Source organism: Agromyces solani, from assembly GCF_058349925.1.
In genome coordinates, this window is sequence record NZ_JBYRER010000003.1 from 756,812 (window position 1) to 768,714 (window position 11,903).

12 protein-coding genes are annotated in these 11,903 nt (G+C 72.1%); 8 read left to right on the plus strand and 4 right to left on the minus strand.

Annotated features, from left to right (window positions below; translation table 11 throughout):
• Positions 1 to 15: 15 nt before the first annotated feature.
• Both purB and AC3RJ7_RS15900 read right to left on the minus strand, forming a co-directional pair.
• Entirely contained in the window at positions 16 to 1,398 is a 1,383-nt protein-coding gene (gene purB / locus AC3RJ7_RS15895; RefSeq protein WP_491456816.1) for an adenylosuccinate lyase, read from the minus strand.
• Positions 1,395 to 1,922, minus strand: coding sequence for a low molecular weight protein-tyrosine-phosphatase (locus AC3RJ7_RS15900; protein WP_491456817.1), 528 nt, complete (start codon positions 1,920 to 1,922; stop codon positions 1,395 to 1,397). Before AC3RJ7_RS15900 ends, purB begins: the two co-directional genes overlap by 4 nt.
• A gap of 79 nt (positions 1,923 to 2,001) precedes the next feature.
• Between AC3RJ7_RS15900 and AC3RJ7_RS15905 the strand changes: the two genes are divergently transcribed.
• From AC3RJ7_RS15905 to AC3RJ7_RS15915, 3 genes are all read left to right on the plus strand, one after another.
• Positions 2,002 to 2,925, plus strand: a complete 924-nt coding sequence (locus AC3RJ7_RS15905) for an aminoglycoside phosphotransferase family protein (RefSeq protein WP_491456818.1) — start codon at positions 2,002 to 2,004, stop codon at positions 2,923 to 2,925.
• A gap of 97 nt (positions 2,926 to 3,022) precedes the next feature.
• Positions 3,023 to 3,433: a hypothetical protein gene (locus tag AC3RJ7_RS15910; protein ID WP_491456819.1), complete on the plus strand. Its 411-nt coding sequence runs from the start codon at positions 3,023 to 3,025 to the stop codon at positions 3,431 to 3,433.
• Positions 3,430 to 4,911 carry a hypothetical protein gene (locus AC3RJ7_RS15915; RefSeq protein WP_491456820.1) on the plus strand — a complete coding sequence of 494 codons (1,482 nt, stop codon included), beginning with the start codon at positions 3,430 to 3,432 and terminating at the stop codon, positions 4,909 to 4,911. The genes AC3RJ7_RS15910 and AC3RJ7_RS15915 overlap by 4 nt, the downstream gene beginning before the upstream one ends.
• Before the next feature lie 14 nt (positions 4,912 to 4,925).
• On the opposite strand, the gene AC3RJ7_RS15920 is transcribed toward AC3RJ7_RS15915, so the two are convergent.
• Positions 4,926 to 5,309: a phage holin family protein gene (locus AC3RJ7_RS15920; protein ID WP_491456821.1), complete on the minus strand. Its 384-nt coding sequence runs from the start codon at positions 5,307 to 5,309 to the stop codon at positions 4,926 to 4,928.
• Positions 5,310 to 5,369: 60 nt separating this feature from the next.
• On the opposite strand from AC3RJ7_RS15920, the gene AC3RJ7_RS15925 reads away from it, so the two are divergent.
• From AC3RJ7_RS15925 to AC3RJ7_RS15940, 4 genes are all read left to right on the plus strand, one after another.
• Positions 5,370 to 6,506, plus strand: coding sequence for a histidinol-phosphate transaminase (locus AC3RJ7_RS15925; protein ID WP_491456822.1), 1,137 nt, complete (start codon positions 5,370 to 5,372; stop codon positions 6,504 to 6,506).
• Between the two features lie 16 nt (positions 6,507 to 6,522).
• Positions 6,523 to 7,656, plus strand: coding sequence for a thiamine pyrophosphate-dependent dehydrogenase E1 component subunit alpha (locus AC3RJ7_RS15930; RefSeq protein ID WP_491456823.1), 1,134 nt, complete (start codon positions 6,523 to 6,525; stop codon positions 7,654 to 7,656).
• A 110-nt stretch (positions 7,657 to 7,766) separates the two neighbouring features.
• Positions 7,767 to 8,732, plus strand: a complete 966-nt coding sequence (locus tag AC3RJ7_RS15935) for an alpha-ketoacid dehydrogenase subunit beta (RefSeq protein WP_491456976.1) — start codon at positions 7,767 to 7,769, stop codon at positions 8,730 to 8,732.
• A 51-nt stretch (positions 8,733 to 8,783) separates the two neighbouring features.
• Positions 8,784 to 10,178 carry a dihydrolipoamide acetyltransferase family protein gene (locus AC3RJ7_RS15940; RefSeq protein ID WP_491456824.1) on the plus strand — a complete coding sequence of 465 codons (1,395 nt, stop codon included), beginning with the start codon at positions 8,784 to 8,786 and terminating at the stop codon, positions 10,176 to 10,178.
• A gap of 18 nt (positions 10,179 to 10,196) precedes the next feature.
• Here AC3RJ7_RS15940 and AC3RJ7_RS15945 read toward each other — a convergent pair whose 3' ends face one another.
• Positions 10,197 to 10,685, minus strand: coding sequence for a GNAT family N-acetyltransferase (locus tag AC3RJ7_RS15945; protein WP_491456825.1), 489 nt, complete (start codon positions 10,683 to 10,685; stop codon positions 10,197 to 10,199).
• 132 nt (positions 10,686 to 10,817) lie between these two features.
• Between AC3RJ7_RS15945 and AC3RJ7_RS15950 the strand changes: the two genes are divergently transcribed.
• On the plus strand, positions 10,818 to 11,903 hold the full coding sequence (locus AC3RJ7_RS15950; RefSeq protein WP_491456826.1) for a metal ABC transporter substrate-binding protein: 1,086 nt from the start codon (positions 10,818 to 10,820) through the stop codon (positions 11,901 to 11,903).

The following is an 11,903-nucleotide window of genomic DNA, read 5'->3' on the forward strand; positions in this document are numbered from 1 at the left end:
CGGCGCGAGCGCGCTCTACGCCAGCCGGTCGACCAGCTCGTCGGCGATGCCGACGTACGACGCGGGCGTCAGCGCGAGCAGGCGCTGCTTCGCCTCGTCGCCGATCTCGAGGCCCTCGACGAACGACGCCAGGTCGGCGGCGCCGACCCGCTTGCCGCGGGTGAGCTCCTTGAGCAGGGCGTAGGGGTCGGCGATCGTCGAGCGACCGGCGACGACCTCGGCGCGGATCACCGTCTGGATCGCCTCGCCGAGCACCTCCCAGTTGCCGTCGAGGTCGGCGAGCAGCAGTTCGCGGTCGAGGTCGATCTCGCCGAGCCCGCGCTGGATGTTGTCGAGCGCGAGCATCGAGTGCCCGAAGCCGACGCCGATGTTGCGCTGCGCCGACGAGTCGGTGAGGTCGCGCTGCAGGCGCGAGGTGACGAGCGTCGCCGCGAGCGAGTCGAGCACGGCCGAGCTCAGCTCGAGGTTCGCCTCGGCGTTCTCGAACCGGATCGGGTTGACCTTGTGCGGCATCGTCGACGACCCCGTCGCGCCCGCTGCGGGGATCTGCCGGAAGTAGCCGAGCGAGATGTACGTCCAGATGTCGGTGGCGAGGTTGTGCAGCACGCGGTTGGCGTGCGAGACCTTGCCGTAGAGCTCGGCCTGCCAGTCGTGCGACTCGATCTGGGTCGTCAGCGGGTTCCAGGTGAGGCCGAGCGACTCGACGAACTCGCGCGACACGTCGGGCCACGAGACATCCGGTGCGGCGACGACGTGCGCCGAGAACGTGCCGGTCGCGCCCGAGAACTTGCCGAGGTACTCGGTCGCCTCGACCTGGGCGGCGATGCGCGAGAGGCGGTGCACGAAGACCGCGAGCTCCTTGCCCATCGTCGACGGGGTCGCGGGCTGGCCGTGCGTGCGGCTCAGCATCGAGGCATCCCGGTGCTCGACCGCGAGGGCCTGCAGGGTCGCGATGACCGCGCGGTACTTGGGCAGCCAGACCTGCTGCACGGCGTCGCGCACGGTGATCGCGTAGGAGAGGTTGTTGATGTCCTCCGAGGTGCACGCGAAGTGGGTGAGCTCGGCGATCGCGTCGAGGCCGAGGTCGCTGAGGCGGCGGCGCACGTAGTACTCGACGGCCTTGACGTCGTGGCGGGTGGTCGCCTCGAGCGCGGCGAGCTCGTCGATGTCGGGCTGGCCGAAGTCGCCGACGACCTGGCGCAGCGCCGCCTTCTGGTGGTCGCTCAGCGGCTGCGAGCCGAAGAAGCCGCGGTCGGTCTGGGCGATGAGCCACTCGACCTCGACGTGCACGCGCGCGCGGTTGAGCCCCGCCTCGGAGAGGTGTTCGCCGAGTTCGCCGACCGCCGAGCGGTAGCGTCCGTCGAGGGGGCTGAGCGGCTGGGGAGGCAGCGAAGTCATCGGATTCCTTGTCTGAGAGCCGGCGCGAGTTGCCGGAAGAGCGCCGTGGTCGACCGTTCAATCATCTCAAGGACCCGATCGAACATCGCATCGTCGGAGTAATACGGGTCGGGCACATCCTGCTGCTTCGAGAGGGATGGCTCGAACTCGAGCAGCAGCCGCACCTTGTGCTCCTCGACGGGGCCGGCCGCCCAGTTGCGCAGGATGCGCGCCTGGCCGCGGTCGAACGCGACCACGAGGTCGAGGTGGGGGAAGTCGCCGGCGTCGAACTGGCGGGCGCGATGATGCGTGCCGTCGTAGCCGGCGCGGGCGAGCGCATCGACCGTGCGCTGGTCGGCCGGCTCGCCGACGTGCCAGTCGCCGGTCGCCGCCGACTCGATCGCGATCTGCGAGCCGAGCCCGGCGCGTTCGGCTTGCGCGCGCAGCACCACCTCGGCCATCGGCGAGCGGCAGATGTTGCCGGTGCACACGAAGGACACCCGGAAGGGCTGCGCGGCCTCCCCCGCGGGCTCCGCGCGCGTCATGGGTTCCATTGTGGAGGAGAATGCGTGTTTCAGGAACGGCTTGCGGGCCGGGATTCGGCGGAGCGAAGGGGCGGGAGACATGGCGGATGCCCCGGCACCCGACTTCGACGTCGACGACGAGCTCGCGGCCCGGCTGGTCCGCAGCCAGCACCCCGACCTGGCGGCTCCGCTCGAACTCGTCGCGAACGGCTGGGACAACGCCGTCTTCCGCCTCGGCGACGATCTCGCGGTCCGGCTGCCGCGGCGCCTGATCGCCGTGCCGCTCATCGTGCACGAGCAGCGCTGGCTCCCCGAGTTGGCCCAACGGCTGCCGGTCTCCGTGCCGGCGCCGGTGCGCGTCGGCCGGCCCGCCCCCGAGCTCGGGTTCGACGCGCCGTGGAGCATCGTCCCCTGGTACGAGGGGACCGTGGCGGCCGAGACGCCGGCCGCCGAGCGGGCCGGGCTCGCCACCGCGCTCGCCGCCTTCGTCGACGCGATGGCGGTCCCGGCGCCCGCCGGGGCTCCGCGCAATCCGTTCCGCGGCGTACCGCTCGCCGCTCGCGACGAGGCGGTGACGGCGCGGCTCGACCGGCTCGCGTCGCGCGGCCTCGACCTCGACGTCGACCGGCTCCGCGAGATCTGGCTCGACGCGCTCGACGCCCCCGGGTGGACGGGTCAGGCGGTCTGGGTGCACGGCGACCTGCACGCCGGCAACCTGGTGCTCGCCGACGGGTCGGCGGGAACGGGGCGCGACGCCGTGCTCGCCGCAGTGATCGACTTCGGGGACCTCACCGCGGGCGACCCGGCCACCGACCTCGTGACCGGCTGGCTGACCTTCGACGCCGAGGCCCGAGCCGTCTTCCGCCGCGAGGTCGAGCGCCGCCGGTCGGTCGATGCGGCGTCCTGGCGCCGCGCCCGGGGCTGGGCCGTGGTGTGGGGCAGCGGGGTCGTCGACGAGCTCGACGGCACGGGCCCGATCGGACGACTCGGACGGTTCGCCCTCGAGCAGGTGCTCGAGGGCTGAGCGCGACCGGTCCTCAACACCTCGCGCGGCCGGCTCCGAGTGCACAGACGAGCCGGGCGCGTCCGGGCGGTCGTCGCGGGTCGGCAGGCTGGCCGGCATGGATGCTTCAGACGATCGCGTGTTCGCGACGCTCATGGGTCGCCCGACCACCCGTGACGAGCTCGATCGGGCGGTGGCGCTGCGCGGCCGCTTCGGACCGCTCCGGACGGCCATCGGGCACGCCGCAGCGGTGCTCCCGCCCGACGGCGGATCGTGGCGTTCGCAGGCGGCGGACCGGTACGCGGAACGGCTGCACGACCTCCGCGCCGCGACGCTCGGCGCGGTCGAGCGCCTCGACGGCGCCGTAGCCGACCTCGACGAGCGCATCCGGCGCATGGGCGAGCAGATCGCGGCCTACGAGGCCGCCGAGCGGGAGGCGATCGCCGCACGAGCGGCGGCGGACGCGGCCGTTCTCGCCGAGCAGGAGCGCCTGCTGCGAGGCGTCGACGAGGCTCGGCGCACATCGTGAGCGACACGATCACGATCTCGGGCGGCGGTTCGACCGCGGTCGCCACCGACGAGTTGTTCGCCGACGCCGCGCGTCTCGGCGGTGCCGTCGTCGCGCTCGATGCCGCCGCCGCCGACGCGGGCGCGCTCGCGGCGGAACTCGAGGCGCTCGGCGTCGACCGGGGCACGCTGTGGGACGCGGGACCCCAGCCGGCCGCGGCGACGCTCGACGTCGAGCGGGCGCTGCGGCGGTGCCGCGCCGACGGCGACGACCTGCGTGCCGCACTCGTGCGGAGCGCCGAGCGGTACGGACTCACCGAGCAGCTCGTCGACGGCGCCTGGCAGGTCGGCGGGGGTGTCGTCGGGTATGCACTCGGATGGTTCCTGGCCTCACCCGCCGGCCTGCTGCTCTCGGGCGGCGTCGCGCTCGCCGCGGGTGCGAACGCCGCCGCCGGGCGGATCTGGGGCACGACGCCGCTCGACGAGTGGCTCTCGGCGAATCGCGACCTGCTCTCCGATCCGCTGTTCGTGCGCGCGGTGCGCGCCGCGGTCGACTCGGCCGACGAGTTCGCGATCGGCACGCTGCACCTGCCGGGCGGCGCGTCATCGGTCGCAACGCTCGGTCCCCGGGTCGATGCGCCCGAGAACGCCTCGATGCTGCTCGCGGTCGCGGCGCTCGTCGGCTCGGCGGCCTTCGTCGACGGGCCGGTCGACGTGCGACGGGCCGATCGCACCGACCGGGGCGGTGACGGTCAGGCACCCGGCGGCCACCCGAGCGAGGGCCCCGAGCGCACCGTGCGCGCGCCGGCCGGCTTCGGCGATCTCGCCGGCCGCATTCCCGGGGGCGAGGGGCCGCAGATCCGCATCGAGCGCTACGGCGAACCCGGTGACCCGCGCTGGGTCGTCTACATCAGCGGCACCGTCGACTTCGCGGTCGTGGCGGACGAGCAGCCGTTCGACATGGTCAGCAACATCCACGGAATCGCCGACGACTCGCCCCTCGACGAGCTCCGGGGGGTGGGGGCGTCATCGGGCGCAGGCGAGCGCGCCGTGCGCGAGGCGATGGCCGGGGCCGGCATCGGGCCCGGCGAGCCGGTCCTCGTGGCCGGCCATTCGGGCGGGGGCATCATCGGCGCGAAGCTCGCGAGCGATCCCGAGCTCGGCGTGATCGGCGCCCTCGACCTGGGCGGGCCGAACGACTCGGCGCCCACGCGCCCCGGCGTGCCGAACATCGTGGTCGAGCACACGGAGGACCTCGTGCCCGCGTCCGGCGGGTCGGGTCACGCTTCGCCCGAGCGCGTCGTAGTCTCGCGCGACGCGCTCGAGGCCGGTCGCGAGTACGACGGGTGGTTCCCGTCGCATTCGCTCGCGCTCTACCAGGAGACGGCCGCGCTGATGGACGAGTCCGACGATCCGCGCCTCGCCGAGTTCCGCGCGCTGCTCGAGTTCACGGGTGGCGGGGAGGGTGCAGTCAGCGAGTGGATCGCCCGTCGCGGATGAGTCCGGTGCGCCGCTCAGTCCCGCGAGGGCCGCACGACGAGCCCGATCAGCCAGCTGATGAGACCGAGCACGAGCGCGCCGAGCACACCCCACCAGAAGCTGTCGACGACGAGGCCGAAGCCCATGAGGTCGCTGACCCAGTCGACGATGAGCAGCAGGAGCCCGTTCACGATGAACGAGATGAGGCCGAGCGTGATCACGTAGATCGGGAACGCGACGACCCTGATGAAGGTGCCGATGAACGCGTTGACGAGGCCGAAGATGAGCGCGACGAGCAGGTAGGTGAGCACCGTCGCGACGTCGGTGTCGTCGTACGGCACGACGTTCACGCCCGAGACGATGAGCGTCGTCAGCCAGAGCGCGAGGGCGATGACGATGACCTTGAGGATGAAGCGCATGTCCCCACTCTGTCAGAACGGGCTCGCGGGGCGAAGAGGTCTGCCGAGCGAGGAGGTACGGTGGAACGCGTGACCGCACCGGAGCCTTCGCGCGCACGCGTCCGCCTGCGCCCCGAGATCGCCGCCCTCCCCCCGTACCGACAGGGGCGCCCGGCCCCTGCCGACGGCTTCAAGCTGTCGAGCAATGAGAACCCGTTCGATCCGCTGCCCTCCGTCGCCGAGGCGATCGCGGCCACCGGCGCGACGGTCAACCGCTATCCCGACGCCACCGCGCTCGCGTTGCGCGAACGACTCGGCGAACGATTCGGCGTCACGGCCGACGAGGTGCTCATCGGCGCCGGATCGGTCGCGCTCCTCGCCGCCTTCATCCAGGCGGCGGCCGCACCCGGCGACGAGGTCGTCTACTCGTGGCGGTCGTTCGAGGCGTACCCGGGTCTCGTCACCGTGTCGGGAGCGACGAGCGTGCAGGTGCCCAACCGACCCGACCACGGCCACGACCTCGACGCCATGGCCGCCGCGATCACCGACCGCACCCGTGTCGCGATCGTCTGCTCGCCCAACAACCCGACGGGCGTCGTCGTCACCGCGGCGGAGTTCGAGGCGTTCATGGCGAAGGTGCCCGCCGACCTGCTCGTCCTGCTCGACGAGGCCTACATCGAGTTCGTCGACCGGGAGACCGCCGATGCCGCGGGCGACGCGGTCGACGGCAGCACCTTGCTGGGGCGCTTCCCCAACCTCGTCATCCTGCGGACCTTCTCGAAGGCGTACGGTCTCGCGGGGCTGCGCGTCGGGTACGCCGTCGGCCCCGTGCCGATCCTCGACGCCGCACGCGCGACGGTCATTCCGCTCAGCGTGACCGCGGCGTCCTCGGCGGCGGCGATCGCCTCGCTCGACCCCGCCGCCGAGGCCGAACTGCTCGACCGCGTCGGCGTGATCGCCGCCCGCCGCGACGGCGTGCGGGCCGCGCTCATCGCCCAGGGCTGGCCGATCCCGCAGGCCCAGGGCAACTTCATCTGGCTGCCGTCGGGCGACGCGACGACCGAGGTCGCCGAGCGCCTGTTCGACGCCGGGCTCGTCACGCGGGCGTTCGCCCCCGACGGCATCAGGATCTCGATCGGCGAGCCCGAGTCTGTCGAAACCCTCCTCGCGATTCTGGGTGAGCTTGTACCGGCTTCACAAGAAGGGCGTCCCGTATAGCGGGTAGCGTGGAACGGTGGCAGCCCGCGAGAGAGACTTCACCGCGCCGACGGTCCAGCTCCTGACCCCAGAGGGTCGGCTGCGGCCGACCCCCGAGGCCGAGCCGTACCTGCCCCTCGTCGAGGCGCTCGACGACGCGACGCTCGAGCGGTTCTACCGCGACATGGCGCTGTCGCGTCGACTCGACCTCACCGGCGCCAACCTGCAGCGGCAGGGCCAGCTCGCCCTGTGGGTGCCGAGCCATGGGCAGGAGGCCGCGCAGGTGGGTTCGGCGCACGCCGCCCGCCCGCAGGACCACCTGTTCCCCTCGTACCGCGAGCACATCGTCGGCATGATCCGCGGGCTCGACCCGGTCGGCATCCTCGCGCTGCTGCGCGGGGTGACCCAGGGCGGCTGGAACCCGGAGGAGAGCGGCAACTTCCACCTCTACACGCTGGTGCTCGCCTCGCAGACGCTGCATGCGACCGGTTATGCGATGGGCCTGCAGTTCGACGGGGCGACCGCGACCGGCGACCCCGAGACCGATGCCGCGGTCCTCGTGTACTACGGCGACGGGTCGACCTCGCAGGGCGACGCGAGCGAAGCCCTCGTCTTCGCCGCGAGCTATCAGACGCCGCAGGTGTTCTTCGTGCAGAACAACCAGTGGGCGATCTCGGTGCCCGTCTCGCGGCAGTCGCGCAGTCCGTTGTCGCTGCGCGGCGCGGGCTTCGGCATGCCGAGCCTGCGCATCGACGGCAACGACGTGCTCATCAGCTACGCGGCCACCCGGCAGTCGCTCGAAGAGGCCCGTGCCGGTGAGGGCCCGAGCTTCATCGAGGCGCTCACCTACCGGATGGGCGCGCACACGACCGCAGACGACCCGACGAAGTACCGCACCGACGACGAGGTGGCGTATTGGGCCGAGCGCGACCCGATCACGCGCTACCGCATCTGGCTCGAGAGCAGGGGCGCCTCGGCCGCGTTCTTCGACGAGGTCGACCAGGAGGCGGCCGATCTGTCGGCCGACGTGCGCCGCCGCACGCTCGAGCTCGAGGCGCCCACGCGCGAGACGATCTTCGCCCACGTGTACAGCGAGGCCCACCCGCTCATGACCGAACAGCTCGCCTGGCTCGATGCCTTCGAGACCTCGTTCGAGGGGGGCGAGGCGTGAGCGGCATCGACGAGGAGGTTCGCGTGAGCGACACGACGGCCGAGGCATCCATCTCGGATGTCGCGACGGAGGCGACCGCGCCGGCCGACGCCGTGCGCGGCGTGCACACCATGTCGATGGCGAAGGCCATCAACGCGGGGCTCGCCGACGCGATGCGCGCCGACGGCAAAGTGCTGCTCATGGGCGAGGACATCGGACCGCTCGGCGGCGTGTTCCGTGTCACCGAGGGGCTCTCCGCCGAGTTCGGCGAGAAGCGCGTGCTCGACACCCCGCTCGCCGAGTCGGGCATCGTGGGTGCGGCGATCGGCCTCGCGATGCGCGGCTACCGTCCGGTCTGCGAGATCCAGTTCGACGGGTTCATCTTCCCCGCGTTCGACCAGATCACGACGCAGCTCGCCCGTCAGACGCTGCGGCACGAGGGGCGCGTGTCGATGCCCGTCGTCATCCGCGTGCCGTACGGCGGCCACATCGGCTCGATCGAGCACCACCAGGAGAGCCCCGAGGCCTACTTCGCCCACACCCCGGGCCTGCGCGTCGTGAGCCCCTCCAACCCGCACGACGCCTACTGGATGATCCGCGAGGCGATCGAGTCGAACGACCCGGTGCTGTACTTCGAGCCGAAGAGCCGCTATTGGCCGAAGGGCCCGGTCGACCTCGACCACTCCGGTCACCCGCTGCACGCGAGCCGCGTGGTGCGCCAGGGCACCGACGTCACCGTCGTGGGCCACGGTGCGATGGTCTCGACGCTGCTGCAGGCGGCCGACATCGCCGCGGAGGAGGGCACGAGCCTCGAGGTCGTCGACCTGCGCAGCCTCTCCCCCATCGACTACGGACCGCTGCTCGACTCGGTGCATCGCACCGGCCGGCTCGTCGTCGCGCAGGAGGCGTACGGCAACGTGTCGGTCGGCTCCGAGATCGCGGCGACCGTCGCCGAGCGGGCGTTCTACTCGCTCGAGGCTCCGGTGCTGCGGGTGTCGGGTTTCGACACCCCGTTCCCGCCCGCCGCGCTCGAGACGGAATACCTCCCGAGCCCCGACCGGGTGCTCGAAGCCGTGGATCGCGCCCTGGCGTACTGACCGCGACTCGTATGACGCTGACGGCATGACTCGACTGCGAGGGTAAGACTGATGAGCGAGATCCGATTCCCCCTTCCCGATGTCGGCGAGGGCCTCACCGAGGCCGAGATCGTGCAGTGGCGCGTCGCGCCCGGCGATCGCATCTCGCTCGACCAGGTCTTCGTCGAGATCGAGACCGCCAAGTCGCTCGTCGAGCTGCCGAGCGCGTTCGAGGGCGTCGTGTCCGAGTTGCTCGTCGACGAGGGCACGACGGTCGACGTGGGCACCCCCATCCTCGTGATCCAGACGGATGCCTCGGGCCCGGCGCCCGCCGACGCGCCCGAGTCGGGGGCCGCGGCCGCACCCGCCGAGCCGAAGGCGCCCGCGCCCGAGGCCGAGGGCAGCGGCGCCGTCCTCGTCGGGCACGGCTCGTCGGGCCCCGCCGCGACGCGTCGTCGCCGCCACCCCGCTCCGAACGGCGCCCACGTGAGCCTCGCCGCAGCGCCCGCGCCCGCCGCCCCGGCCCCTGCGGCGCCCGCGCCCGCCGCACCCGCCGCGGCGCATCCCACCCCGGCCGCGCGTGCCGAGGCGAAGCCCGAGGCGCACGTGCCGGTCATCGCGAAGCCGCCCATCCGCAAGCTCGCGAAGGACCTCGGCGTCGACCTCTCGCGCGTTGCGCCGACCGGGCCGATCGGCGACGTCACGCGCGACGACGTCATCCGCGAGGCGAGCCAGGCGAGCGTGTTCCGCAACATCCAGACGCCCGAGGCGCCTGCCGACCGCGAGACGCGCATCCCGGTCAAGGGAGTGCGCAAGGCGATCGCGAACGCGATGGTGCAGAGCGCCTACTCGGCGCCCCACGTGTCGGTGTTCGTCGACGTCGACGCGACCCGCACGATGGAGTACCTCAAGCGACTCAAGGCCTCCCCCGACTACGCGGGCATCAAGATCTCGCCGCTGCTCATCATGGCGAAGGCCATGCTCTGGGCCGTGCGCCGCAACCCGACGGTCAACGCGCAGTGGACGGACGAGGAGATCATCGTCAAGCACTACGTGAACCTCGGCATCGCCGCGGCCACGCCGCGCGGGCTCATCGTGCCGAACGTCAAGAACGCGCAGGACATGTCGATGGTGGAGCTCGCCGCGGCGCTCGAGCAGCTGACGCTCACGGCCCGCGAGGGCAAGACGCAGCCCGCCGAGATGCAGGGCGGCACGATCACGATCACGAACATCGGCGTCTTCGGCATGGACACCGGCACCCCGATCCTGAATCCGGGCGAGGTCGGCATCGTCGCCCTCGGCACCATCAAGCAGAAGCCGTGGGTCGTCGACGGCGAGGTGCGTCCGCGCTTCGTGACGACGATCGGCGGCTCGTTCGACCACCGCGTCGTCGACGGCGACGTGGTGTCGCGCTTCGTCGCCGACGTCGCGTCGATCATCGAGGAGCCGGCGCTCCTGCTCGAATAGCGCGAGCCGCGCGCGTCGCTACAGGCGGATCTCGTAGGTGATCGCGTCGGGGGTGCGGCCGGCCTCGGTGAAGCCGGCGTGCTCGAGCGTGCGCCGGGCCGGCAGGTTCGAGACCTCGGCCTCTGCGCGCACGATGCTGGCGCCGGCGGACCGCGCCAGTTCGACCGCCGCGCGGATCGTGTGCAGCGCGAGGCCCTGGCCGCGCACCGCGGGCACGAGCCCGAACACGAAGTCGACGGCGCCGTCGGGGCCCGGCGGACCGAACAGGTTCACTCCGCCGATGGCCGGTCCGTCCGCGCCGCGATGCACGAGGTACGGGCCGAACGGTGCGGGATCGCCGTTCTCGCGGACCGCCTGCACGTACTCGGCCAGGAGTTCGGGCTCATCCGTGAAGGCGTACGCGCCCTCCCAGCCGTCGTGCGGGTCGACCTCGCCGGCGAGCACGCGCTCGGCATCGGCGACGGTGAACGGATGCAACGTGAGCGCGGGTGTCGTCGTCGTATCCACGTACTTCACTCTTGCACGACCCGGCGACACGCGCCACGGGTTCTCCACAGTGTGACGGCGCATGCCGAAGACGACCGGAGGCCGACTCAGATGGTTTTGACAATCATTATCAATAAGGTCTAGAGTCGGAGCATGACCTCGCTCCCCCGACCCCGCCGCACCGTGACCGTCCCGACGACGATCGGGCTCGGCATCGCCGCGACCCTCGTGCTCGCGGGCTGCGCCGGCACCGCGGCATCCGGTGCGACCGACGGGTCGCCGCAGGTCGTGGCGACCACGACCCAGGTGGGCGACTTCACGCGCGAACTCGTCGGCGACCACGCCGCGGTGACCCAGCTCCTCTCCCCCGGCCAGAGCGCCCACGGCTTCGACCCCTCGGCGGCGCAGCTGCTCGCCCTCAGCGACGCCGACGCCCTCATCGTCAACGGTGCCGGCCTCGAGAGCTGGCTCGACGACGCGGTGGCCGCCTCGGGCTTCGACGGCGTGCTGGTCGACGCGAGCACCGGCATCGAGCTGTTCGGCACCGACGACCACGAGCACGAGGCGGACGACTCGGGCGACGAGCACGACGACGAATCCGGGCACGACCACGACGACGAGGCCACCGCGGAGAGCGACGATCACGCCGGCCATGACCACGCCGACGGCAACCCCCACATCTGGACCGATCCCGAGCTCGCCGAGCAGATGGTCGAGAACATCGCGCACGGCCTCGGCGAGGTGCCCGGCCTCGACACGGCGGCCGTCGAGGCGAACGAGGCCGCCTACCTCGGGCGACTCGACGCGCTCGACGAGTGGATCGGCGACAACGTCGAGCAGGTGCCCGCCGACGAGCGGCTGCTCGTGACCAACCACGACGCGTTCACGTACTTCGTCGACGCCTACGACATCACGTTCGTCGGCAGCATCATCCCGAGCTTCGACGACAACGCGGAGCCGAGCGCCGCCGAGATCGACGACCTCGTGGCCGAGATCCGCAAGACCGGCGTGAAGGCCGTGTTCTCCGAGGCGTCGATCTCGCCGAAGGCGGCCGAGACGATCGGCGCCGAGTCGGGGGCGAGGGTCTACTCGGGTCCCGATGCGCTCTACGGAGACTCGCTCGGGGCGGCCGGCACCGAGGGCGAGACGTACCTCGGCAGCCAGCTCCACAACGCGCGGCTCATCCTCGAGTCGTGGGGCGTCGAGGCTTCCGCGCTCCCCGCCGCCCTGCAAGGATGA